The sequence below is a fragment of the Ferruginibacter sp. HRS2-29 genome (genome assembly GCF_024343615.1).
Lineage (GTDB): Bacteria > Bacteroidota > Bacteroidia > Chitinophagales > Chitinophagaceae > Ferruginibacter.
Map to the genome: position 1 here is coordinate 1 of NZ_RJUB01000130.1, position 26,338 is coordinate 26,338.

General features: G+C 45.1%; 20 protein-coding genes. 12 read left to right on the forward strand and 8 right to left on the reverse strand.

Annotation, left to right across the window (positions count from 1 at the left end):
- Positions 1-225: 225 nt before the first annotated feature.
- From EGI32_RS14390 to EGI32_RS14400, 3 genes are all read left to right on the forward strand, one after another.
- Positions 226-1,194: a geranylgeranylglycerol-phosphate geranylgeranyltransferase gene (locus tag EGI32_RS14390; RefSeq protein ID WP_255156063.1), complete on the forward strand. Its 969-nt coding sequence runs from the start codon at positions 226-228 to the stop codon at positions 1,192-1,194.
- Between the two features lie 73 nt (positions 1,195-1,267).
- Positions 1,268-1,816 carry a nucleoside triphosphate pyrophosphatase gene (locus tag EGI32_RS14395; protein WP_255156064.1) on the forward strand — a complete coding sequence of 183 codons (549 nt, stop codon included), beginning with the start codon at positions 1,268-1,270 and terminating at the stop codon, positions 1,814-1,816.
- A gap of 185 nt (positions 1,817-2,001) precedes the next feature.
- Entirely contained in the window at positions 2,002-3,264 is a 1,263-nt protein-coding gene (locus EGI32_RS14400; RefSeq protein WP_255156065.1) for a DUF2851 family protein, read from the forward strand.
- A gap of 28 nt (positions 3,265-3,292) precedes the next feature.
- Here EGI32_RS14400 and EGI32_RS14405 read toward each other — a convergent pair whose 3' ends face one another.
- Complete coding sequence (locus EGI32_RS14405; protein WP_255156066.1) at positions 3,293-3,697, reverse strand: OsmC family protein; 405 nt, start codon at positions 3,695-3,697, stop codon at positions 3,293-3,295.
- 115 nt (positions 3,698-3,812) lie between these two features.
- Between EGI32_RS14405 and EGI32_RS14410 the strand changes: the two genes are divergently transcribed.
- The 3 genes from EGI32_RS14410 to EGI32_RS14420 all read left to right on the forward strand — a co-directional run bounded on the left by EGI32_RS14410 (position 3,813) and on the right by EGI32_RS14420 (position 6,903).
- Positions 3,813-4,610, forward strand: a complete 798-nt coding sequence (locus EGI32_RS14410; protein WP_255156067.1) for a hypothetical protein — start codon at positions 3,813-3,815, stop codon at positions 4,608-4,610.
- 191 nt (positions 4,611-4,801) lie between these two features.
- Positions 4,802-5,734 (forward strand): lipoyl synthase, encoded by a 933-nt coding sequence (gene lipA, locus EGI32_RS14415; protein ID WP_255156068.1) that lies wholly within the window; start codon positions 4,802-4,804, stop codon positions 5,732-5,734.
- A 164-nt stretch (positions 5,735-5,898) separates the two neighbouring features.
- Positions 5,899-6,903: a phosphodiester glycosidase family protein gene (locus EGI32_RS14420; RefSeq protein WP_255156069.1), complete on the forward strand. Its 1,005-nt coding sequence runs from the start codon at positions 5,899-5,901 to the stop codon at positions 6,901-6,903.
- Positions 6,904-7,227: 324 nt separating this feature from the next.
- Here EGI32_RS14420 and EGI32_RS14425 read toward each other — a convergent pair whose 3' ends face one another.
- Both EGI32_RS14425 and EGI32_RS14430 read right to left on the reverse strand, forming a co-directional pair.
- A complete protein-coding gene (locus EGI32_RS14425) occupies positions 7,228-8,208 on the reverse strand; it encodes an ROK family protein (RefSeq protein ID WP_255156070.1) in 981 nt (326 codons plus the stop codon).
- A gap of 77 nt (positions 8,209-8,285) precedes the next feature.
- Positions 8,286-9,992: an MFS transporter gene (locus tag EGI32_RS14430; protein WP_255156071.1), complete on the reverse strand. Its 1,707-nt coding sequence runs from the start codon at positions 9,990-9,992 to the stop codon at positions 8,286-8,288.
- A 270-nt stretch (positions 9,993-10,262) separates the two neighbouring features.
- On the opposite strand from EGI32_RS14430, the gene EGI32_RS14435 reads away from it, so the two are divergent.
- The 3 genes from EGI32_RS14435 (at position 10,263) to EGI32_RS14445 (ending at position 13,654) form a co-directional block, all read left to right on the forward strand.
- On the forward strand, positions 10,263-11,678 hold the full coding sequence (locus tag EGI32_RS14435; RefSeq protein WP_255156072.1) for a glycogen synthase: 1,416 nt from the start codon (positions 10,263-10,265) through the stop codon (positions 11,676-11,678).
- Between the two features lie 12 nt (positions 11,679-11,690).
- A complete protein-coding gene (locus EGI32_RS14440; RefSeq protein ID WP_255156073.1) occupies positions 11,691-12,968 on the forward strand; it encodes a glucose-1-phosphate adenylyltransferase in 1,278 nt (425 codons plus the stop codon).
- Between the two features lie 338 nt (positions 12,969-13,306).
- Positions 13,307-13,654 carry a hypothetical protein gene (locus EGI32_RS14445; RefSeq protein ID WP_255156074.1) on the forward strand — a complete coding sequence of 116 codons (348 nt, stop codon included), beginning with the start codon at positions 13,307-13,309 and terminating at the stop codon, positions 13,652-13,654.
- A gap of 194 nt (positions 13,655-13,848) precedes the next feature.
- Here EGI32_RS14445 and EGI32_RS14450 read toward each other — a convergent pair whose 3' ends face one another.
- From EGI32_RS14450 to EGI32_RS21405, 4 genes are all read right to left on the reverse strand, one after another.
- Positions 13,849-14,175, reverse strand: a complete 327-nt coding sequence (locus EGI32_RS14450; RefSeq protein ID WP_255156075.1) for a multidrug efflux SMR transporter — start codon at positions 14,173-14,175, stop codon at positions 13,849-13,851.
- A gap of 86 nt (positions 14,176-14,261) precedes the next feature.
- Complete coding sequence (locus tag EGI32_RS14455) at positions 14,262-14,663, reverse strand: STAS/SEC14 domain-containing protein (RefSeq protein ID WP_255156076.1); 402 nt, start codon at positions 14,661-14,663, stop codon at positions 14,262-14,264.
- A 53-nt stretch (positions 14,664-14,716) separates the two neighbouring features.
- Complete coding sequence (locus EGI32_RS14460) at positions 14,717-15,097, reverse strand: VOC family protein (RefSeq protein WP_255156077.1); 381 nt, start codon at positions 15,095-15,097, stop codon at positions 14,717-14,719.
- Between the two features lie 123 nt (positions 15,098-15,220).
- Entirely contained in the window at positions 15,221-15,730 is a 510-nt protein-coding gene (locus tag EGI32_RS21405; protein WP_369681670.1) for a transposase, read from the reverse strand.
- A gap of 261 nt (positions 15,731-15,991) precedes the next feature.
- On the opposite strand from EGI32_RS21405, the gene lepA reads away from it, so the two are divergent.
- From lepA to EGI32_RS14475, 3 genes are all read left to right on the forward strand, one after another.
- On the forward strand, positions 15,992-17,782 hold the full coding sequence (gene lepA, locus EGI32_RS14465; RefSeq protein ID WP_255156078.1) for a translation elongation factor 4: 1,791 nt from the start codon (positions 15,992-15,994) through the stop codon (positions 17,780-17,782).
- A 199-nt stretch (positions 17,783-17,981) separates the two neighbouring features.
- Positions 17,982-20,084, forward strand: coding sequence for an endonuclease MutS2 (locus EGI32_RS14470; protein ID WP_255156079.1), 2,103 nt, complete (start codon positions 17,982-17,984; stop codon positions 20,082-20,084).
- Between the two features lie 87 nt (positions 20,085-20,171).
- Positions 20,172-21,296 carry an acyltransferase gene (locus EGI32_RS14475; protein WP_255156080.1) on the forward strand — a complete coding sequence of 375 codons (1,125 nt, stop codon included), beginning with the start codon at positions 20,172-20,174 and terminating at the stop codon, positions 21,294-21,296.
- A gap of 205 nt (positions 21,297-21,501) precedes the next feature.
- Here the strand turns inward: EGI32_RS14475 and EGI32_RS14480 are convergent.
- Positions 21,502-26,338: gliding motility-associated C-terminal domain-containing protein (locus EGI32_RS14480; RefSeq protein WP_255156081.1), on the reverse strand; the 4,837-nt coding region annotated here is incomplete at its 5' end.

The window sequence follows — 26,338 nt, forward strand, 5'->3', positions numbered from 1 at the left end:
CTCTTAAGTCTAAGTCCGAATTCTGATCGTGCGACCTTCAATTCGTAATTCGTAATTCGTAATTCGTAATTCGTAATTCGTAATTCGTAATTCGTAATTCGTAATTCGTAATTCGTAATTCGTAATTCGTAATTCGTAATTCGTAATTCGTAATTCGTAATTCGTAATTCGTAATTCGTAATTCGTAATTCGTAATTCGTAATTCGTAATTCGTAATTCAAAAAAATGAAAATAACCGCAGCATTTTTCAGATTGATCCGCTGGCCCAACCTGGTGTTCATTGCGCTTACGCAGGTGCTGTTTTATTTCTGTATCATCTTGCCGGTTTTTGAACAATATCATAGTGCACCGGTTTTATCTTTCACACTTTTCATGTTGTTGATGGTAGCTTCCGTGTTCATCGCGGCGGCGGGGTATATCATCAACGATTATTTTGATCTTCACATTGATGCGGTAAACAAACCGGACAAACTGGTGATGGACAAAGTGATCAAAAGAAGATGGGGGATCGTATGGCACCTGGCGCTGTCGGCCATCGGTATCGCCATCAGCCTGGCGGTAAGCTACAGACTGCATACTTTTTATTCCTTCATTGCAGGCATGATAAATGTGGTGAGCGTGATTGCCCTGTGGCTTTATTCCACTACCTACAAACGGAAATTATTGATCGGAAACGTATTGATATCTCTGCTTACAGCCTGGACGATATTGATATTGTATATGGCATCGCTGAAAGATTGGTTCAGCACAAAAGCTATCACCGAGTCACAAAGTGGCTATATGCTGGGTGAAACAAAACTGTTTAAATTCGCGATTTTGTATGCCGGTTTCGCCTTCATCATTTCGCTTATCCGCGAAGTGGTAAAAGATATGGAAGACATGGAAGGTGACGCTAAATACGGCTGTAAAACCATGCCGATCGTTTGGGGCATACCGGTGAGCAAGGTCTTTGTGGCAGTCTGGACAGTAGTGCTGATCGCGATCCTCATTGTCATCCAGTTTTACGCCCTGAAGATCAGCTGGTGGATGAGTGCATTATATTGTATAACCCTGATCATTCTACCCCTGATATGGTTTCTTCGAAAACTTTACCAGGCAAAGGTTGCAGCGGATTATCATAAGCTCAGCACGATGATAAAACTCATCATGCTTTCTGGTATTTTGTCGATGATCTTTTTTAAATTTTATCTTTAGATCGATAATAACCGCTGAAAGGGTCTGTGACCGCTGACAGGGTTTCTAAACTTTCTCAACCCCTCAACCCACTATGATTATTTTAGCTTCCCAATCGCCCCGCCGCAAACAACTACTCGAATGGGCCGAAATATCTTTTGAAGTGATTGTGAGTGATACGGATGAATCGTTTCCGCCGGAACTTTCTTTTGAAGATGCCGCCATACACATCGCCCGCAACAAAGCCCTGGCAGTGGCACTTTCGGCAAATCCTGCGGTGCCTGTGCTGGCCGCGGATACTATCGTGGTTTGTAATGACCGTATCATCGGCAAACCCAGAGACCGCGAAGATGCCATCAGTATCCTGCACACTTTATCCGGCAATACCCACCGTGTCATCACCGGGGTAGTATTGCTGAATGGCACACAGGAAAAGGCTTTCGCGGATGTCACTACCGTGACCTTCCATCCGCTTACCACGGAGCAGATCATTTTTTATGTAGACAAATACAAACCTTACGATAAAGCCGGTGCTTACGCCATCCAGGAATGGATAGGCGTGGTGGGCATCAAAAGTATCGAAGGCGATTTTTATAATGTGATGGGATTGCCGGTAAGCAGGGTAGTGAGAGAGCTTGTTTAGGGGTTTAGGTTTAGAACGCTATTTTCGAACTCCTCTGTGTTACTTTGTGTTCTCCGTGGCTCTGTGGTTCAAAAAAGCGTGCCGAAGGCACAACTTTCAATCAGAAAAAAAGCCGGATTATCTGTTGTTTTCCCCCTTTTTACCTCATCAAACAATTCTACTTTTCAGGTAGAAAATTTTGTGTGATGACCGAAAAGCTCCTTCAATATATCTGGCAGTTCCAGTACTACAATCCTTCCGGTTTGTCTACTTCGCAGGAAGAACCGCTCACGATCATCCATCCCGGTACCCATAATACCAACCAGGGGCCCGACTTCCTGAACGGTAAGATCAAAGTAGGTAACACTACCTGGGCGGGCAGTATAGAAGTTCATGTGAATTCTTCGGAATGGAAAACACATGGACATAGTTCGGATCCGAATTACGACAATGTCATCCTGCATGTAGTGTGGAAGCATGATTCGCCGGATACCATTTTCCCGTTCCCTACACTGGAACTTCAAAACCGCATTCCCAATATGCTGCTGAGCCGTTACGAAGAACTCATGCAAAGCAGTTCGTTCATTTCCTGCGAAAAACACATCGCTTCCGTTCCACAACTTACCATACAGGCGTGGAAAGAGCGCATGCTGGTGGAAAGGCTCCAGGAAAAAACAGGCGTAGTGGAAAGTTTTTTAAAAGAGAATAAAGGCAATTGGGAAGAAGTGCTGTGGTGGATGCTCGCCCGCAATTTCGGTACGAAGATAAATGGTGATGTATTTGAAGCGATCGCAAGATCAGTGCCGCTCAATGTACTTTCGCGAAATAAATTTCAACTGCATACCATTGAGGCGCTTTTGTTCGGACAGTCGTGGATGCTGGATAAAAAATTTACAGAAGCTTATCCGCAGATGTTGCAGAAGGAATATCGCTATTTTCAAAAGAAATACAGTTTGAAAAAGATCCACCTTCCTTTATTTTTCCTGAGGATGCGGCCTGCCAATTTTCCCACTATCCGGTTGGCGCAACTGGCAATGCTGGTGGCACAACATCAGCGACTATTTGCCGCGATCAAAGAACTGGAAAAACTTTCGCAGGTTCGGGAATTATTGAATGTGCCGGCAAATGATTACTGGCATTATCATTATATGTTTGACGAGCCATCTGCATTTAAAATAAAAAATACCGGTGCGCAAATGATCGATAATATCCTTATCAATACGATCATACCGGTACTATTTGCCTACGGCCATCTTGCCGGTCATGAAGCTTCCAAGATCAAAGCCCTGAAATGGATAGAAGAAACAGGCGCAGAAAAGAATAAAGTGACGCATGGGTTTGAGTGCCTGGGCATTGGAAACAAAAATGCATCGGATTCACAGGCGCTGCTGTATATGAAGAAAAACTATTGTGACAGGAAGGGGTGTGTGGAGTGTGCGATAGGAAATAAAATCCTGAAAAATGTATGATCTGAGATCATAGATCATACATCATACATTATTTCCATTTATACTCGATCTCCACCTTCAGGTCCGGGTGAAGGCTCTTGATGACCGGGCAATTATCGCCAATTATTTGCAAAATTTTCTGGTCTTTTTCGTCCAGGCCAACTGGCGACATATGTGCTACCAGCTCAATCTTTCCGATACGCCTCGGATCAGAAAGCATGTGTTTGGTAACGTCTATTTTGGTGTCGCTCAGGTCTACCTGCATATCTGCCGCCCTGATGCCCATAGTAGTGATCATACAGGTGGATAGGGATATACACAGCAGATCGGTAGGACTGAATTGTTCACCTTTTCCCCGGTTGTCGGTGGGGGCATCGGTTCCTATAACAGTACCACTTTGAAGATGGGTGCATTCGCAGCGAAGTTCGCCTTTGTAAACTACAGTAGCAGTCATATCGTATATTTTTTTGATGAATGAACTTGTTGTGCAGCAGTTCTTTTCATAATTGCATCTAACTTACAGCGCAACATAGTATTTTTGCCTAAATTTACTTAAGTAAATACCATCCATGAAGAAAATATTTTTAATGCTGCTGGCGGCCGTTGTGATCCTGCCGGCAATGGCACAGGAAGATTCAAAGGACAAAAAACGGGAAAAGAAAGAAGCGAGGAAAAATCGTATCAACGCCATTGCAAAGCAGGAGGAAGAGGGCGTGTTGAAATACAGGAAACACACCGTTTTTGGTGGCAAGCTTTCTTCAGATGGATATGGTTTTTTCATGGAAATGGCCAGGGCCCAGTCGGTTAAGAGAGCCTTGCTTTTTCAACTGGATATTTCCGAACGTAAACATCCCAAAGAAGAAAAGATCTCCGGGCCATTCAGCTCGAGCCCGCTCATTTTTGGTAAGATCAATTATTTCTACCCCATAAAATTAGGTGTACAGCAACAATTCCTGTTGGGCAACAAAGGCAATAAAAATGGCGTAAGTGTGACTGCTAACGCAGGTGGTGGTGTAAGCCTTGGTTTGCTGAGGGCTTATGAAATAGAAAGGACGGTCAACAACCAGCGTGTTTCTTACATTTACGAGTCCGCCGACAGTGCCATGTACCTGAGTGCGCTTTCTGATCAGACTTCCAGCGGGCCAACACTTTTCAAAGGCTGGAGCCATGTAAAAATGACCCCGGGCGCTTATGTTAAAGGATCCCTGCGGTTCGATTATGGTAAATACAATGAAATGGTGAACGCCATCGAAGTGGGCGTTACCGCCGATTTTTACAGTAAGAAAGTGCCACAGATGATCTACCAGAAACAAAAACAGTTTTTCTTTGCCGCATATGTCGGGATCATGTTCGGACGACGAAAGTAAATTTAATGGATAATTTTATAATGGATAATGGATAATAAGTTTATAAATTAAGTTGGTTCTTGAAATGAATGGATGATCAATCTAAAGCATTATCCTTTATCCACTATCAAATTATCCATTACTCAGCAATTTGAATAATTCAGCATTATTGCGGAACTTGCATTCACAAAAAAATAACAGGAGAAAAGATCATGAGTTGCAGTACTAACGATACAGCCGTAGAGGAACAGAAAGTAAAGAAACCCAATTGGTTACGTGTAAAGCTGCCGATCGGGGAAGAATATAAACATGTCCGCAGCCTGGTGGATACCCACAAACTGCACACCATCTGCGAAAGCGGAAATTGCCCGAATATGGGCGAATGCTGGGGAGCAGGAACCGCCACTTTTATGATTTTGGGAAATATCTGCACCCGCAGTTGCCGTTTTTGCGCTGTGGCTACCGGCCGGCCTGAAGCGGTGGATTGGGACGAGCCCCAGCGTGTAGCTGAAGCCATTCACCTGATGAAAGTGAAACATGCGGTGGTGACATCCGTTGACCGCGACGAATTGAAAGATGGTGGCAGTATCATCTGGCAGAATACCATCAGGGCTATCAAGTCATTGAACCCGGATACTACACTCGAAACACTGATCCCCGATTTCAAGGCGGAAAAAGAAAATATCCAGCGCATCATCGATGCGGCCCCGGAAGTGGTGAGCCATAATATCGAAACAACAGAGAGACTGACCAAACAGGTGCGCATGCAAGCCAAATACTGGCAGAGCATGGAGACTTTGAAAATATTGAAAGCCGGTGGCATGCGTACCAAAAGCGGCATCATGCTTGGCCTTGGCGAAGCGAAAGAAGAAGTGGTGCAAACGCTGAAGGATCTTGCTAATAGCGGAGTAGACGTGGTGACGATCGGGCAATACCTTCAGCCGACAAAAAAACATCTCCCGGTAGACCGTTTCATACATCCGGATGAATTTGCAGAATATCGTGAGATCGGTTATGAACTCGGGTTGGACTATGTAGAAAGCGGCCCGTTGGTTCGTTCATCTTACCATAGCGAAAAACACGTGATACAAGGGTGGGGGAGGAATAAATGGGAAGAGGAAAAACAATTAAAAATTAATAATTAATAATGTATTCAGGGGAAGGCCTTCACGAGAGTGGAGGCTTTTTTATTTTTGACTTATGTATCTTTAAATACTGTTTTTGGGTTGCTGGTATAAACGCCGGAGGTTGGACAAACGCTCAGGGGTTTTCAAGAACCCCTGAGCGTTTGTCTATCAAAATCATGCTGATGAAAAAATATTTACTTCCCCTGCTTTTTCCCCTGTCTGCCCACATTTCATCAGCGCAGGTAAAATGGATAAATGTCGATTCGCTGTACCAGCCATTGCCAAAGGGTTTGCACGTCTTTAAAACAACGGATTCGCTGGATGGGAAACCATTTATTGCTTACTACGCCATCGCCGATCTGAAAGACAAAAGCCTTGATTTTACTGTTGATACTTCACTCGGCAGAAGGCTGACTCCCACACAGTTTTATGAAAAGGACAATCATCCTTTATTGGTGGTGAACACTACGTTTTTTTCTTTTGAAACAAACAGGAACCTGAATGTGGTGATAAAAGATGGAAAGCTTGTCAGTTATAATCAGCACTCCATCGCGTTGAAAGGTAAGGATACATTGATGTACAAGCATGCTTTTGGCAGTGCCATAGGTATAAACAGAAAGGGCGATGCGGATATTGCGTGGTTATATACCGATTCATCTAAAAGAAGCGCATACGCAAATCAATCACCTGAAGCTTATCAAAAAGATTCAATCGATATCATCAGCTTTAATTATGTAAAAACATTACGGTATGGTAAGAGACTCCACTATGATGGAAGGTTTCGCAAAAAGAACTTTTACCCGGCTTTCCGAAAATGGAAAATGAAAACCGCGGTTGGCGGCGGGCCGGTGTTGGTACAAAACGGAAAGGTAGAAATTGCAAACGAACAAGAAAACAAATTCACCGGCAAAGCCATCAACGACAAGCATCCCCGCACTCTGATGGGATATACTGCAGACAATAAATTGATCATAATGGCCATCCAGGGCCGTTTTCCCAACATCGCCGAAGGCGCCACACTTACACAGGAAGCGCAATTGATGGTAGACCTTGGCTGCAAAGAGGCTTTGAACCTCGATGGTGGTGGAAGCAGCTGCATGCTTATAAACGGGAAAGAAACGATCGTGCCTTCAGATAAGATGGGGACGCAGCGGGCGGTACCGGCGGTATTTATAATTAAGAATTAAGAATGATTGCGAAGATGGAAGTGGGAAAATGATCGCAGATTTCAAAGGGATAAAAGGATTCCACAGATTGTTTCCTGCTTCGCAGAAAACACAAATGCAGTTTATAAATTCTCAAATTCACTAAAGGAATTTAAGGTATTATAAACTGCATTTCAGTTTTTACGGAGTAAAAACAATCTGTGGAATCCTTTTATCCCTTTGAAATCTGCGATCACCTTTTCGCTTAAATCATCCTTCATCTATCACCCGCGTAAAACAAAAGAACCTTCAATAGAAGGTTCTCATTATTAATTCTTAATTTTTAATGCTTAATTGTAATTCGCTTTAGCGAATTACAGGTGGGATATCCCAAACCAATGCACTCGCTCCCAAAATCGCCGCGTCCGCTTCTTTCAGCTCGCTAAAGATCAGTTTTACTTTATTCTGGAATATCGGCAGCAGGTTGGCTTCCATATGCCTGCGGGTAGGCTTCATCAGCAGGTCGCCGGCTTTGGTAAGCCCGCCGAATAATACGATGGCTTCAGGCGAGGAAAACATGATGAAGTTGGCCAAAGATTCACCCAGCAATTGCCCTGTGAATTCGAAAATACGGTTGGCGATATTATCACCCTGCATGGCACACTCGTATACTGTTTCGCTGGTGAGCTCATTGATGCTATAATTGCGGAGGAGGCTTTCTTCTTCCGGATGCTCAGTCAGCAATTCGATGGCAGTCTCACGTACACCCGTAGCCGAAGCGTATGCTTCCAGGCTTCCACGCATGTGCGTGCTTTTGTGCAATCGTCCGCCCGGGCGAATGATGGTGTGCCCGAGTTCGCCCGCAAATCCGTCATGCCCCAGCACGATCTTACCGTCTATGACGATCCCACTGCCAACACCCGTTCCCAGGGTGATGGTGATAAAATGTTTGATGGTCTTGGTGCAACCGTAGATCATTTCACCCATTGCCGCCGCATTGGCATCGTTGGTGAGCTTGGTAGCCAGTCCGAATTTCTTGCTGATGATATCCGCGATGGGGATGATGCCTTTCCATTTCAGGTTGGGGGCATATTCAATGGTGCCGCTGTAAAAGTTGCCGTTTGGCGCACCCATACCTATACCGACAAAGTTTTTGATGCCGCCGACTTTTTCAATCATAGGCATCAGCTTTTCGTAGAGGTCATCCACAAAATCTTCCACCACTTCATGAGCATTGCTGGGGATCCTGTCCTGCGTGATGATCACGCCATCCCTGCTTACAACCCCGAATTTACAGGTGGTTCCGCCGATATCTATACCGACTGCATATTCTTTTTCTTTACTCATGTGGTAAGCGTTTTTAAAAAGAGAGATATATTTCTGCAAATATATCTCTCTTCATTTGTATAAATTATCAAATTTAATTAATTAGCCGCATCATAGTTGATACCTTGTTTTTTAAGGATACCTTTTACGGCGAAAGCGAAGAATGCAATGTACGCGAAACATATGGCCGCTATCCAGTAAGAAGCATGTATGCCCGTTCCTTCCACCGCCGAATTGGATTGAAGATAATCGGCAAATTTTCCCTGTATAGGAGGTATGATACCACCGCCGAGGATCATCATGATCAAAAATGCCGAACCCTGTGTGGTATATTTACCCAGGCCCGCCACAGATAAGCTGAAAATAGACGGCCACATGATAGAGCAACAAAGACCGCCGCTAAGGAAAGCATATACAGCTACTGTACCCTTGGTCTGTACTCCGATGATCATAGCCGCTACGCCGAGCAAAGAAAAGATCAAAAGCGTTCTTGCAGGCTTATCATTACTGATGAAAAATGCTACTACTTGGATAGCTACGCAAACCGCATAGTAATATAACGGCTGCATGTTATACCCGAAAATGATATTAACACCAATGATGATAGCGAAAGCTATAAAGGGAACAATGAATTGAAGGATCGTCCGGTTTGTTTTGGAAAGATTAAAAGCAGATACCGATCCTGCCCATCTGCCGATCATTAAACTTCCCCAATACATAGCTACATATTTGGTAGCTTCTGAAGACTGGAGACCACCAAAATCGGGATGTTTTAATAATTCTGTAAGGTTAGAGCCAATAGAAACTTCCACACCCACATAAAAGAATAATGCCAGCATCCCGAGTACGAGTTGCGGATATTTCATTGCCCCCCAGCCCTCCTGGTTCTTTTGTGCGCTGGCATTGGCAACAACCAGTCCGATGACGATAATGGCAAAAGCGCCGATAAGCCATTTCATCCTGTAAGACTCCAGGCCATGTTTTTCAACATCACTCAGTAAAGCAGGATCTGTTTTGTAGCTGTTGAAAATCGGAACGAACATGATCACCAAAAGTCCGGTCATTATAAGCAACATATATAAAGCCTTATTGGCTTTTTCCGTTTTTTCTTCCATTATGCCGGAGGGCACTTTTTTTGAAAAGAAAAATAGTGCGGCGGCGGCAATGAACAATGCCCCCACACAGATATACAGCAAAATAACCTTGTCGGATGGTAATCCGGCGATCTGTGCATCCGTGATAGCCGCGGTAGTACCAAACAGTGCAAGGGCTACAACGATGGGGCCAATGGTAGTGCCAAAAGAATTGACGGCGCCACCGAGCGTAACACGGCTGGTGCCCGTTGCCTCATCACCCAGGGCAATGGCAAAGGGTTGTGCCGCAGTCTGTTGAATGGAAAAACCTAACGCCACAATGAATAACCCCACGAGCATTCCGGGAAAAGTGCCCAATGTTACGGCCACGATCATTGCTGCCGCTCCCAGGGCAGAAAACAATAACCCGTAAATGATCGATTTTTTGTACCCCCATTTTCCAATAAGATCTTTTCCCCCGAAAGAGCCGTAGGCGAATAAGATCAATGCACCTATAAAATAGGCGAAGTAAAATGCGGTATCAACAAGCTGACTTTGAAACTGATCAAGGCCAAACTTATGTTTACAAAAAGGAATGAAAATACTGTTACCGGCAGCAATGAATCCCCAAAAGAAAAAAACGGTAACCAACGTTCCCAGCGCGCCATAATTGGTGGGCACACCGGAATGTTTTACATTGGCAGTAGAAGAATTTGTTTGTGCAATCGCCATAGTTAAAGTTTTGAAGTTGTAAAGTATATTATTTTAAGGAACTTAAAAAATATTAGAACTCATAATTTGTTGGTAACGAAATCCTTCTTAATTTGGAAGGGAACAATTCGTTATGCTTCATTTCTTAAAGGGACTGTCAGCCTGAGCTTGTCGAAGGCGATGTTCCGATTGCTGAATCTGCCTTCGACAAGCTCAGGCTGACAGTCCAGGGTTAGAATTGCTAAGTGAATACATTATTAATTATTCATTATTTATTATTAATTGACCGCAATGGAAATATTACACGTAAGCGCAGAGTGTTACCCGATGGCAAAAGCCGGTGGCCTGGCCGATGTGGTAGGAGCGCTTCCCAAATACCAGAACAAACTCGGGCATGTGGCCAAAGTGGTAATGCCGATGCACCGCACCAGATTTTTGTACGACAACGAATGGGAGACCGTGCACAAAGGCAGCTTCAGCATGGGACAATTCTTTTACGAATTCACGGTCATTAAAGAAAAAACCAATAAGCTTGACTTTGATCTTTATTGCATAGATATCAATGGCCTGCTCGATCGGGAAAAGATCTATGGTTATGATGATGATACCGAACGCTTCACCGCATTCCAGATAGCCGTGCTCGAATGGCTGAGCCGCTGGGAGCACCGGCCCGATGTGGTCAATGTGCATGATCATCATACGGCACTCATTCCGTTCATGCTGCGGTTTTGTTATAATTACCATCATCTTTCCAACATACCTGTTACCCTCACCATTCACAATGCCCAATACCAGGGATGGATGGGCTGGGATAAAGGCGTGTACCTTCCGGCCTGGGATTCGTGGCGCTGGGGATTGCTCGAGTGGGACAATACTATCAACCCCTTAGCATGCGGCATCAAATGTGCCGATAAGGTAAACACCGTGAGCCCGGGCTATATGGAAGAGCTGATGCAGGAAGCCAATGGTCTAGAAGCGTTATTCAATTATGAAAGAGGTAAATGTTCGGGCATCCTCAATGGAATCGATTATTCCGTATGGAATCCTAAAACCGATACATATATTCTCGACAATTTTACCGAGAAAGATTATGAAGCGGGTAAGCTGCTCAATAAAAAACAACTCTGCAAAGAATTCGGTTTCGATTTCAAATTGCCGTTGTTCATTTTTATCGGAAGGCTGGTAGGGGAAAAAGCTGCCGACCTTTTGCCTGAAGCCATCATCAGGGCATATGCTGAGCACAGGGATAAATTCAGTTTCCTCATTCTCGGCAGCGGTGACCCTTCTGTTGAGCACGAACTCATGTTGCTGAACAACCGCTGGATCGGGTATTACAATTCCCGCATGGAATACAATGAAAAACTGAGCCACCAGATGTATGCCGGCGCCGATTTTTTACTCATGCCGAGCAGGGTAGAGCCGTGCGGCCTCAACCAGATGTATGCGATGCGGTATGGTACAGTGCCGGTGGTTCGCCGTACGGGTGGATTGGCCGATACTGTAAAAGACTATGGCGAACAAAACGGGTACGGCATTTGTTTCAATAATGCTTCTGTAGAAGACATCCTGCACTCGATGCGCAGGGCGTTGGAATTATATTCCGAAACCAAAAAGCTGAATGAAGTAAGGCTTACCATGATGCAGATAAAAAACAGCTGGGAAGTAAGCGCCCAAAAATATATTGACCTATATTCATCTATCCAATAAAACAATCAATTTATGTTACACAAAAGAGTAGTGGCCGTAATACTTGGTGGTGGCGCCGGCAGCCGTTTGTACCCGCTTACAGCAACGCGAAGCAAACCGGCAGTGCCGATCGCCGGTAAATACAGACTGGTGGATATTCCTATATCGAATTGCATTAACAGCAACATCAACCGTATGTTTGTACTCACACAGTACAATTCCGCTTCGCTCAATAAGCATATCAAAAACACCTACCAGTTTAGCGGCTTCAGCAGCGGGTTTGTAGACATACTTGCAGCCGAACAAACACCCGATAGCCCGGGCTGGTTCCAGGGAACGGCAGATGCGGTAAGACAATCGCTGAAACATATTGATAAGAACGATTTTGACTATGTACTTATACTCAGCGGTGATCAGTTGTACCAGATGGATTTTGCGGAAATGATCGAAAACCATGCGGAAAGTAAAGCGGATATTTCCATCGCCACCATTCCGGTAGGGGAAAGGGAAGCGCCTGAGTTCGGGATATTGAAATCCAACGATGAACATATCATCACTTCATTTATTGAAAAACCTGCAAAGGAATTATTGCCGGAATGGACCAGCGAAACCGGTGAAGAAATGCAGCAGCAGGGAAGGCGTTACCTGGCCTCGATGGGGATCTATATATTCAGCAGGAAATTATTGTTTCAATTGCTGGAAGAAGAAAAGAAAACCGCAACCGATTTTGGTAAGGAGATCATCCCGGACGCGATCAATAAGTATAAAGTAAAAAGTTATCAATACGATGGTTACTGGACAGATATCGGTAACATCTATTCTTTCTTTGAAGCCAACCTGGCGCTCACGCTGGATATACCACCCTTCAATTTATTTGACAATAAAAAAATGGTGTATAGCCGTGCACGGATGTTGCCCCCGGCAAAGATCAGTGGCACTATGCTGGAGCAGGCGATCATCGCCGAAGGTTCCATCATCAAAGCGCAGCGTATAGCCAATTCCGTTATAGGGATCAGGGCACGTATCGGCACCGGTAGCATCATCGAAAGCAGTTACCTGATGGGGAACGATTTTTACGAAACCATTGAAGAGATAGCTTACAACCTTGGCCGTGGCATACCGCCGGTAGGGATCGGTGATAATTGCCATCTTACTAATGTGATCGCCGATAAGGATTGCCGTATCGGTAACAATGTGGTGATCAAAGGCGGACATGGGATACCCGATTCGGATCATGCACTTTATGCAGTGAAGGATGGAATAGTAGTGTTGAAGAAAGGAGCGATCATTCCGGATGGATTTACTTTGTAAATACGAAATAAGAAATTTTTAATAAGAAATAAGGAAGTGCGGAGCCTGTAAAGAACCAAAAGTTTTACGGACTCCGCACTTCCTTATTTCTTATTCCTTATTTTTCTGGTTTTGTTTCCCGATTTGTGGAATTGCCGCTACTAATAAGTACTGGCAGCTTTCCGGGTTTATTCACTACTTATACACTTGTGTTGATTCTTCAGAGGCACAGCTATTGAGCCTTGCACCCTTATACCATTTTAATTTAGAGTTATTTATAGAAATTAGAAACCGATTAGATTTTCAGGCATTATTGTTGTTTTTGATGCAGTAGTTATTTAACCAAAAAAATAATACTTATGCAAACGAGGACAACCAATATGACCACTGTCAGCAGCATCCTGGAAAAATTACGTGTAAGGAAGCAAGACAATGAGTTCGTAATGAAAGATAATCACTTCACCACATCCAACGGAAAGATGTACAATCCCGAAGACCTGAAGATCATCCGTACATTCAGGTTTGAAGGAGATTCTGATCCATCAGATTCTTCCATCATTTATCTTATAGAAGCAAAGGATGGGCTGGTAGGATACAGCATGGATGCGTACGGGGCTTACAGCAATCACGATGATGATGGCTACGATGATTTCATCCGCAAAATACCAGTGGAAGAAAGAGACGAGCAGGAAATATTCGGAGGGTGAAAAGTTGAAGGTTGAAGGTTGAAGGTTGAAATGCAGTCTGTGAGAACTTTGAACGATGTAATCATTAAAAGTTTATAAAATAAAAAGATCCATTCGATGGATCTTTTTTATTGCTTTTTTGTGAAAAATCGATAACCTTCAGTTTCAATAATGGAGCCTGCACCTATACACTTACAACCATTAACCTTCAACCTTCAACCATCAACCTTCTGATAGTAGTTGAATCCCACCAACCCCACGATGATCATCGCCAGGAAAAAGTATTGAACGGTATTAATGTTTTCTTTTAAAATAAAAACGCCCAACACCGCGATCAATATCGTGCTGCACCCGGCCCATGTAGCGTTGGCAAGGCCTGCGGGCAGGTGTTTGAGGGCCAGCGTAAGAAATACATAACACAAGGAAAAGCCTGCCAACGCGATCGCTGCATAAAATTTTTGTTCAAAACCATGCGATAGTTTCATGAAGATGATCGCGATGCTTTCGCAAAGTATGGTGAGTGCCAAAAATAGATAACCCATAGTCAATTACGAATTACGAATCAAGAATTAAAAATGAAAGTCGCGAAAGGATCAAACGAAGTAACAGAATTTAGCATTCGTAATTTTTAATTTGTAATTCGTAATTGAATCCATTGTTTTGCTTCTTCCAGTTCTTCAGGCTTGAATCCTTTCGCTTCGCCGGGCACCAGTACGCTGAAAAAATCGGTGAACTTTTCTACACCGGATTGGTCCGACACCACAGCGATCTTTTTCCATTTGGTAAAACCTTCATGCAATTGCAGTTTATTGATGATCATATCCGATTGAAAAATGAGCAGGTAACTCAATCCCATTACCATTACGAAGAGGGAAATTCCATAAAGACTCAGGTAGAGAGCCCTGTTTTCGTCGATGGTTAACGCATAGTACATAGTTGACAAAGTATGCATCATCACCGGCAAAGAATTAAGAAAAAAAAGCAAGCCAGAGATTTTCAGCAACACTTTCCAGAAAGAACGGGGAGTCATAATGGGGCGATTTATAATTCGATAAAGTAAATTATTTTCTCTCAAAGCTCCTTTTATTTATTGATCTTCCACGGAGGATCAAGGCGATTGCTGCCGGCATAATAAAATATAAGCTGGTTATTGTCCGGATCGCGAAGCCTTGCTTCCCGCCACAACCACGATTTATCGTTCGGCATCTCTTCAAAAGCTATCCCTTTCCGGATCAGTTCTTCAACAGTCTCATCCAGTTTTTCGGTTTCAAAATATACCCATACACCGTTGCCTTTTGGCAGTTCATCCACCAAATGGAGAGAAAAAGTAGCCCGATTTTTCCCGCATTCAAAGCGGGCATAACGGGGGAGGGCTTCCACGATGAGCCGGAGGCCGATCTGCTGATAAAATTGAATTGAACGGGCGACATCGGTAACAGGCACCGTAACCTGGTTGAGTTCCATGAATTTTTTTTGTAAAGATAAAGAGCAACATGTAGGAACGTGCCTGTGGCGCGTTCAATCGAACCGCAGGTTCAATTCCGGAATAATACCTCCGGTATTATTGAACGCGCCACAGGCACGTTCTTACGGCCAATTTTTTACATTATTCCTGATGTATTCAACGATTTTCCTGTATTCCCTTTCATTTCTGATAATATGGTCGTGAAATTTTTCCTGCCATTCGAACTGAGAATACTTGTTCTTATTGCACCATTTTTTGATGGTACCCTTTAAATGATTGGCGAATGAAGAAATAGATTCTTTTATTAAAGGGAATAAGGAAGTTGTTTCACAAAATATGCTAGTGACTTCTGATTGAAATACATCTGAACATTTCTTATCAATCAGAATTATCATATGAAGATGATCTGGCATTATAGTAAATTCCGTGATCGTGAGGTATTTGATTTTTTCCTGGATCATCAAAAAGTTACGATTTACAAATTCTCCGATAGGAGACAGGTGCATCTGTTTATTTTCGATATACCCAAAAAATGGAACTCTTTTTTTCGTTACAATAGTAATAAAGTAAGCTCCATTCTGGGAATAATCATAGCCTCTCAAGCGATATTGTTTTTGCTTTTTAAAACCCATTTTCGAAAATACCGGCTAAACGAATTCGAAATTTGGTAAAAACACCAGCAAATGATGCTTTTTTACCGGATAAACTTTGTAGGGACATTCCTGTGGTGCGTTCAATCTTTGTAGGGACGTGCCTGTGGCGCGTTCAATCGAACCACAGGTTCAATTCCGGATTAATACCTCCGGTATTAATGAATGCGCCACAGGCACGTTTCCTACAGAAAATCCAAAAAAATAGCCTATTTTTGCGCCCTTAAACACGTATACGTTTACATGAAGAACATCAGGAATTTTTGTATCATCGCACACATCGATCACGGGAAAAGCACGCTGGCAGACAGGCTGTTACAGACAACCAACACTATCAGCGAGCGTGAAATGCAGGCACAGGTGCTGGATGATATGGACCTCGAACGCGAAAAAGGCATCACCATCAAGAGCCACGCCATACAGATCAATTACCCATACAAAGGGGAAGAATACATATTGAACCTCATCGATACTCCCGGCCACGTGGATTTCAGCTATGAAGTGAGCCGTGCGCTGGCCGCCTGCGAAGGCGCCCTTTTGCTGGTAGATGCAACACAAGGTATTCAGGCACAGACCATCAGCAATCTTTACCTCGCCATCGACAACGACCTGGAGATCATCCCGGTGATCAATAAGATCGATATGGATGGCGCTATGATTCCTGAAGTAAAAGATCAGATAATCGAGCTGATCGGTTGTAAAGAAGAAGATATCCTCCTGGCAAGCGGTAAAAGCGGGATCGGCATTGAAGGCATCCTGGAAGCAATTGTAGAAAGGATCCCGGCTCCGAGCGGGGATCCTGAAGCGCCGCTGCAGGCATTGATATTCGATAGTGTGTTCAACAGTTTCCGCGGCATCATCGTGTATTACCGCATTTTCAACGGTAGCCTGAAACAGGGCGATAAGGTAAAGTTCTTCAGCACCGATCAGGAATATTATGCCGATGAGGTCGGTATCCTGAAACTGGGCATGGAAAAGAAAAAATCCGTGCATTGCGGCGATGTGGGATACATCATCACCGGTATCAAAAACGCGAAGGAAGTAAAAGTGGGGGATACATTAACCAATGTTCTGAATCCTACACAGGAGCGTATCGATGGTTTTGAGGAAGTGAAACCGATGGTATTTGCCGGAATTTTCCCGGTGGAAACAGAAAAGTTTGAGGAGTTGCGGGATTGTATGGACAAACTGCAGCTGAACGATGCTTCGCTTACTTTCGAGCTCGAAACATCGCAGGCATTAGGCTTCGGTTTCCGCTGCGGTTTCCTGGGCTTGCTGCACATGGAGATCATCCAGGAAAGGCTCGAAAGGGAATTCAACCAGACGGTGATCACCACGGTTCCCAACGTAAGCTTCATCGCCCATACCACCAAAGGCGAAAGGATAGACGTGCACAATCCGGCTACATTGCCTGATCCGAGCCGCACCGAACGCATCGAAGAACCGTACATCAAAGCACAGATCATTACCAAACCGGATTATATCGGCAACATCATGACACTTTGCATCAGCAAACGTGGTATGCTGATACATCAGGGTTATCTGAGCCCGAGCCGTGTGGAACTGACTTTTGAAATGCCTTTGACAGAGATCGTATTTGATTTTTACGATAAACTCAAATCGCAGACAAGAGGATACGCCAGCTTCGATTACCACCCGATCGGTTTTCGCGACAGCGATATCGTTCGCATGGATATCCTGCTCAATGGCGAAAAAGTGGATGCATTGAGTGCATTGATCCACCGCAGCCGCAGCCATGAATTCGGCCGCAAACTCTGCGAAAAATTGAAAGAATTGTTAACACGTCAGCAATTCCAGATAGCCATACAGGCCGCCATAGGCGCCAAAGTGATCGCACGCGAAAACATCAGCGCCATGCGCAAAGACGTAACCGCTAAATGTTATGGTGGTGATATCAGCCGTAAACGTAAGCTCCTCGAAAAACAAAAAGAAGGAAAGAAACGTATGCGCCAGATAGGCAATGTGGAAATTCCACAGGAAGCGTTTTTAGCGGTGCTGAAACTGGACGACTAGGAAGTGAATGGTGAATAGTGAATAGTCAAAATATGAAGGTTGAAATAGTATGAACCTTTATTCTCTTGGAATTATTTTTATTCTTCATTCAGTTATGCTGAATACCTGCAAAGTCTTCAGTTGAACTTCTGGATTTAAAAACATGGAATAATGAAAACAACTTTGAAGGTTTCACTATTCACTATTCACCATTGACTACATGAAGTTTTTTCCCGAATCCACGCTCCAGCAGCTGGAATTTGACAAGATAAAAGATCTCCTTGCGGCGCATGCCCGCACAGAATATGCCAAAGCAAAGGCAGCGCAGTTGCGCATCCATACCCGCATCGACTATATCCAGGTGGCGTTGCAGCAAACGAATGAATATAAAACCATTCTGCAGGGCGGCCAATATTTCCCGAATGATTTTGTTCAGAATATCAGTCGAGACCTGAAGCTGTTGGGGATACCCGGCGCTTCGCTTGCAGGCGAACAGTTCCTGCACATCCGCAGGCTGGCGTCCAATACCAATAATATCTTCCGCTGGTTTACCGTAGAAATGCGGGAAACTTTTCCCGGCCTCGCCGAAGTGATCAGTAATAATTATTACGAGAAAACGATCAACCAGATGATCGACGAAGTGCTCGATGAAGTTGGGGTGGTGAAGGATACCGCGAGCAGCGAACTGGCTGACATACGCCTCAAACTTTACCGCAAGCGCAATGAGATACGCCGGGTATTCGACCGCATCGTTTCCAAACTCAACAAACAAGGTTACCTTGCCGATATTGAAGAAAGTTTCATGAACGGACGCAGGGTGCTGGCTGTTTTTGCGGAGCAAAAACGTATGGTCAAAGGTGTGCTGCACAGCGAAAGCGATAGCCGCCGTACCAGTTTCATAGAACCGGAAGAAACAACCGAACTGAACAACGAGATCTTTTCGCTGGAATATGAAGAGCAAAAAGAAGTGTTCCGCATACTGCGCAATCTTACCCAGCAGTTAAGTATTTATGCAGCGCTGCTGAAAACTTACCATGACATCGCCGGCGAATATGATTTCATCCGTGCCAAAGCAAAGCTCGCGATCGATATCAACGGAAGCTACCCGTTGCTGCACGATAAAGCACATCTCAATCTCATCAACGCGTATCATCCGTTGTTACTGTTGTACAATAACAAAAACAACAAACCGACCATCCCGGTCAATCTCAGGCTGGATCACAACAACAGTATCCTCGTTATCAGCGGGCCAAACGCCGGCGGTAAAACGGTTACGTTAAAAACCGTAGGGCTTACGCAGGTGATGATGCAGGCAGGATTGCTGGTGGCCGCCAGTCCGGATAGTGAAATGGGGATATTCAAACAGCTGTTCATTCATATAGGGGATGAGCAAAGCCTGGAATTTGAATTGAGCACTTATTCTTCGCATCTGAAAAACATGAAACATTTCATCGAGCATGCGAACGGTAAGACATTATTCTTCATCGATGAATTGGGTAGCGGCTCTGATCCCAACCTGGGCGGCGCTTTCGCCGAAGTGATCATGGAAGAGCTGGCGTTCAGACATTCCTTCGGAATTGTGACAACGCATTATCTCAATCTTAAAGTGATGGCTAACAAGGTGAAAGGGATCATCAATGGTGCGATGCAATTTGATGAGAAAAACCTTTTGCCATTATATAAATTACAGATCGGCAAGCCGGGAAGTTCTTATACATTCTCGATTGCTGAAAGGATAGGGCTGGATAAAAAACTGATCAACAAAGCACGTAACCTGGTGGATGAAGAACATTTCAGGCTGGATAAATTGTTGAACAGAACGGAGCAGGATCTTCAAAAGATCGACAAGGAAAAATCTACACTGGATAAACTGCTGAAAGAAAATGAGCAACTGAAGAAGGAGATGCAGCGGGTATTGTCGAAGGAATTGCACAACCAGGAAATGGAGCGCCTGAAGCAGCAGAATAAGATATCGGAAGAGCGTATCACTTATATGAAAGATATGGAACGCCGGTTGAAATCCATGGTGATAGAATGGCGCAAGGCCGATGATAAAGACAGTGTAGTAAAAATGATCCATGCTTTGCTCTTCAACCAGAAAGAAAAAATGCAGAAAGAAAAACACCAGAAAAAACTGAACGAAAAATTTGATGAAGTTGGTGGTGAAATAAAAGTAGGCGATAAAGTGAAGATGAAACAGAACCGCCAGGTAGGTGTGGTAAAAGAGATACGCGGAAAGAAAGCAATCCTGCAGGTAGGCATCATCCCGATGACGGTGTCAGTAGAAGACCTGGTGGTAGTGGTAGACAAACCTGTAAGCTAAGTGCAACATAATTGATGAGAATGAATAATTCTGAAATTGCTTCAGAAACCTTAATTTCATTTCATCTTTAAACTTCAACTGCCATTGATGTTATCATCCAGTTCTGCATTTACCGATTCCAAAAAACATTTTGTCATTCTGGATGCGCTTCGTGGTGTAGCCGCGATCGTTGTGGTCCTCTTTCATATATTGGAACTATATTCCGGAGGCGATCACACAAAACAGGTCATTAACCATGGCTACCTGGCCGTTGATTTTTTCTTCATGCTTTCTGGTTATGTGATGGCGCATGCCTACGACGATCGCTGGGATAAAATGACTGCCAAAGATTTTCTGAAACGCAGGGTAATACGGCTGCATCCGTTGATCATTGCGGGCATGATACTCGGAGCGATCTGTTTTTATTTCAGTGAATCCGCTGTGTTTCCCAATGTTGCGCAAACTCCTGTCTGGAAACTATTGCTGGTAACCTTGGTCGGATGTACTTTGCTACCGCTGCCCGTATCGATGGATATCCGCGGATGGACAGAAATGCATCCGCTGAATGGCCCGGCCTGGTCGCTGTTTTTCGAATACATCGCCAATCTGCTGCATGTTTTTATTTTACGGAAATTATCAAAGCTGATGCTGGGCCTGCTGGCATTCATGGCCGGAGCGGCACTCATTCACCTGGCGGTCACCCATGGTGATATCATCGGTGGCTGGTCGTTAGAGCCTGCACAACTGAGGATCGGTTTTACGAGGCTATTGTTCCCCTACATAGCCGGGATGTTGCTACGCCGTTTGGTAAAGCCCGAAGGCGGAAAAAATACCTTTTTATGGTGTGCGCTGTTGCTCGTTGCTGTCATGTCGTTTCCCAGGGTAGGCGGGCATGAAAAGCTGTGGGCAAACGGCTTGTTTGATTCGTTCAGTATTATCCTGATCTTTCCCGCCATCATTTATCTTGGTGCGACCGGTGAAGTAAAAAATAAGCTGGCAAAAAGGTTGTGCACCTTTTTAGGCGATATATCGTATCCCTTATACATCCTGCATTTTCCTTTTACTTACGTATTTTATGGATGGGTATCGAATAACAATATCCCGATGAAACAAGGGGTGCTGGTGGGTATCGGGCTGTTGATCTTCTGTGTGGCCCTATCGTATGCGATACTTAAATATTACGATGAGCCCGTAAGAAAATGGCTGGCGAAAAGATCGATGAAAAAGATATGAGGTCATTAAAAGGGGCATTCAAACAATTACGATACACCGATCAATCGTACAGAAGAAAGCAGTAAATATATCGGCAAACAGAGATAACGGTTTATTAATGGATAATGGATAATGTTTTCAGCATTAAAGACTTTCGCTCTTGCAATAGAACTTCAAACCGGAAAAATTATCCATTATCCATTATCCATTATAACATTATCCATTATCAACGTATCAACGCCACACTTCCTTTCATATCGATCACCCTTCCGTTCCTGTCTTTTCCTTTTATCACCCACACATAGCCGCCCATCGGTTGGCGTTGACCGCGGTAAGTGCCATCCCAGCCTTTGAGGTATTGATTGGTTTCAAATACCAGTTCGCCATAGCGGTTGAAAATGCGGAAATATTCCGTTTCGGCAATGCCAACAGGGATTGGCCGGAAGATATCGTTTCTTCCATCACCGTTAGGCGTAAACGCATTAGGGACATAATATGCAGGCCCTTCATACACTTTGACGAAGATCGTATCGCTTGCCCGGCAGCCCACCGCATCTTCCACACGTACGATGAATTTTGCATCGGCCGTCAAAGTGGCGATCGGGTTGCTGATTGCAGGATTGCTGATCGTAACACCCGAAGATGCGCTGCTCCACAAATATTTTATACCACCAGTGGCATTCAGCTGGTGCGGGCGGTTGCTCATTGCGATCGTATCATTTCCTGCAAAAGCGTGTATGGGTGGCTGTAAGGTTACCTTCACGATATCTGATACGGTGAAATTACAATTGTAATTATCCTTCACCGTCAACGTATATTCCGTTGTACCTGCCGGCGGATGTACGTAAGTCTGTGGCGAGGCTGGCGTGTTAAGCCCGGCAACAGGTGTCCATGCATAAGTAACGCTGCCGGAAGTATGGGTGGCGGATCCAGTCAGTAAAGCGGAATCGCCCTGGCAGACGAATTTATCAGGCCCTGCATGCGCTATCGGTTTCCACAACACATTCACCCGCATCACACCCTGTTTGGTGCATGGCCCGGCTGTAACGGTGATGGTGTACAATGCCGTATCAACAGGATTTGCAATCGGTTTTTGGATCAATGGATTGCTCAATGTGCCGGACGGAACTCCCGCTGCACTCCATTCCCATTTAGAAGGAGCAGGGGATGCCGTTGGATATAGTTCCAATGATGCTCCCTGGCAGATCGTAGAATCTTTTCCGGCATTTACAACAAGATCATTGGTAAGCCCCACTGCCACTGAATTTGCCAAAGCAATACAACCCTTGCTGTCTTTGACTTTGATGCTGCTGTATGTGCCCGCCGCCACCAGGAAATCAGGTGACGCAGAGTAGCTGCTTCCATTCAACGAATATGAGTAGGGAGATGTACCCCCGGTAGCAGTTGCAGTTATTTTTCCATTATTGGCAAGACAGGTTTCATTCAGCACTTTTACAGCAGTCCCTGTCAGTTGCGTAGGTTGCCCAAGCACAACAGTAATATTGTTGGTACATCCGAAATTATCTTTTACAGAAATAATATGTGAACCCGCTGCCAATCCGCTTATTATATTATTGCTGTTGTAAACAGTGGAGGGTGATAAAGCATACGTGTATGGCGCCGTTCCGCCTGCAGGCGTAATGGTGATGCTGCCATTATTGCCACCAAAACAGGATGGCTGAACCGTAGTGTGAGTCGCTGTAATTGTTGTAGTATAAACCAGCGTCGCTGTCTGCGATCCGCCACATCCGTTTACATCCGTATAAGTAACGGTATGTGTGCCCGCATTAAGTCCGGTATAATTTCCATTGTTTTGCGGTGTGCCGCCATCCAATAAGAATTGATATGCGGGCGTGCCATTGCCTGGCACTACAGTCATGCCGCCATTGTTATTGGCCGCACACATAGGGTGCGTAAATGTAAGGGTAGATTGCGGGGCAGGACCTTGTGCTACGTTGGTTGTAACAGAACCGGGACAACCATTCCCGTCCGTAAATGTGATTGTGTGAGGACCTGCGCTCACCCCGGTGAATAGACCGGTGGTATTGGTAACGGCTCCATCGAGGGTAAAGCTGACTGTTCCGTTTCCTGTGGTGATCAAAGTGATCTTTCCATTGTTGATGGCCGGGCAGGAAGTTGCAACTGTTGTAGCGGTGCCCGTGATAGTGGCACCCTGGTTAACTGTTGCGCTTACGCTGCCTGTACAGCCTTTTGCATCGGTGAATGTGATCGTGTGTAAACCTGAGTTAACTCCTGTGAAAATACCGGTGCTATTTGTCACGGTTCCATCCAGTTGATAAGTTACCGGCAGTGTTCCGTTGCTGGTAACAGTAATGCGGCCGTTGTTGACAGTAGGACAGGAAGTTGGCAATGCAATAGCCTGCCCGGTAAGTGCAGGGCCCGCAGTTATGGTGGCAGTAGCCGTACCGGGGCAACCATTGTTATCAGTAAATGTGATGGTATGCAAGCCTGCAGCTACTCCCGTGAAAATTCCGGTGGTATTTGTTACAGTTCCATCAAGCACATAAGTTACAGGTATAATACCGTTGGAAGTAGCGGTGATAGTTCCATCCGTCGCATTGTTGCAGGAAGTGGTGGTCGCTGTTGCCGAGCCTGTTATCGCTGAACCCTGCGCCACGCTGGCATTTACAGTACCCGTACATCCGCGGCTATCCGTAAACGTTATAGTGTGTGCCCCGGAAGTTACGGCGCTGAACAAGCCGGTCGTATTGGTCGTCGCACCATCCAGCATATAAGTCACAGGAACTACACCATTTGATGTTACCTGTATGCTGCCATTGTTGATACCAGGGCAGGATGTTCCTGTAGTGGTTGCAGTAGCCGCTAAAGCCGCACCGGCAGTAATGGTAGCGCTGGCTGTTCCTGAACACCCGTTGTTGTCTGTAAATGTAATGTTATGCAAGCCTGCTGCGAGGCCATTGAATATACCGGTAGTATTGGTAACGCTTCCATCAAGAACATATGTTACCGGCACCGCACCGGTGCTGGTAGCAGTGATGCTTCCATCAACAGCATTGTTGCAGGAAGTAGCAACCGGGGTAGCCGTTCCCGTTATGGCCGGACCTTGTGTTACCATAACAGATGTGGTGCCCGGGCAACCATTATTGTCAGTAAATACAATGTTGTGCAATCCGGCTGATACACCGGTGAATATGCCGGTAGTGTTGCTGACAGTTCCATCCAATATATAAGTGACCGGAGAAATACCATTGCTGGTTGCAGTGATGGTCCCATTGTTTACAGAAGGGCAGGAAGCAGGTGTTGATACAGCACTACCGTTGATGGCCGGTCCTGATGTGATGATCGCCTGCACGGAGCCTGTACATCCGTTGGCATCCGTAAAGGTAACCGTATGTGTGCCTGCCGTCAGCTGAATGAAAATACCAGTAGTGTTGTTCACCGCACCATCCAGGATATAGGTAACCGGTGAAACTCCGCTGGAAGTCACAGTGGCTGTACCATCTGCAGCCGATGGGCAGGAAGCTGGTGTTACTGTTGCAGAAGATGTCAATGGAAGCCCTGTGCCTACATTGGTTGTCACGCTTCCTGTACATCCTTTATTATCTGTAAATGTAATGGTATGTACGCCTGCGGCAACACCAGTAAACAAACCGGTTGCATTGTTGAATGTTCCATCGAGTGTATAAGTGACCGGCGTGGTACCATTTGAAGTAACATTGACAGAACCGTTATTGATTCCCGGGCAGGAAGTAGCGACTGTTGTTGCGGACCCGTTCAGTGGGTTACCTGCGGTAATGGTTGCTGTAGCAGTGCCTGAGCAACCATTTGCATCCGTGAAAACAATTGTATGCAAACCTGCACTGAGGCCGGTGAAAATACCCGTAGTATTAGTAGTGCTTCCATCGAGCACGAATGTAATTGGTGTTACACCATTGCAACTTGCCAGGATAGAACCATCCGTTGCATTGTTACACGATGTTGCTGTAGGCGTAGCCGTTCCCGTTATGTCCGGGCCTGCGGTAACCGTAGTGCTCACGGCGCCTGAACATCCGTTGGCATCTGTAAAATTAATGGTATGAGCGCCTGCGCTTACACCTGTAAAGATTCCGGTGGTATTGCTGGTAATACCATCCAATGTATAAGTGACCGGTGCAGTACCGGAAGATATTGCGGTGATCGATCCGTTTGCTGCCGCGGGGCAGGAAGCCGCTGAAGGTGTGGCGTTGGCTGTTAGCAATGCCCCTGTTCCGACAATAGTGGATACAGAGCCTGTACAACCTTTGCTGTCTGTAAATGTGATCGTGTGTGTACCATCGGCAACACCTGTAAAAACACCGGTGGTATTATTGGCTGCTCCATCCAATATATAAGTCACCGGAGCTGTTCCATTGGAAGTAACAGTAATACTGCCATTGACGATACCCGGACAAGATGTAGATACCGGAACCGCATTGCCAATAAGCGCCGGGCCTGCAGGAACAGTAGCAGTTGTGGTAGCGGTGCAACCGTTGACATCAGAAATACTGATAGTGTGCAGGCCTGCGGCAACACCGGTGAAAATGCCTGTTGTATTACTTACCCCACCATCCAGTGTAAAAGTTACAGGAGCAACGCCTGTAGAAGTTGCGGTGATAGTTCCATCTAAGGAGTTATTACAGGAAGTAGAAGTTGGGGTAGCCGTTCCCGTGATAGCGACACCTGCAGTTACAGTTGCAGAAGCGTTGCCCGAACAACCGTTGGCATCTGTAAATGTAACGGTATGGGCTCCTGCAGAAACTCCTGTAAAAATACCGGTGGTATTGGTGGTCGAACCATCCAGTATATAAGTTACAGGAGCTGTGCCGGTAGATGTAACACTGATCGATCCGTTGTTGATACCCGGACAAGCAGCGGCAGTTGGAGTGGCCGTACCGGTGATGGCCGAACCAGATCCGACCGTTGATGTAATTGTTCCTTTACAGCCTTTCGAATCGGTGAAAGTAACCGTATGCGACCCTGCGGCCACGCCGGTGAAGATACCGGTAGTGTTAGTGATGCCGCCGTCCAATATATACGTAACCGGTGCTGTTCCATTTGAAGTG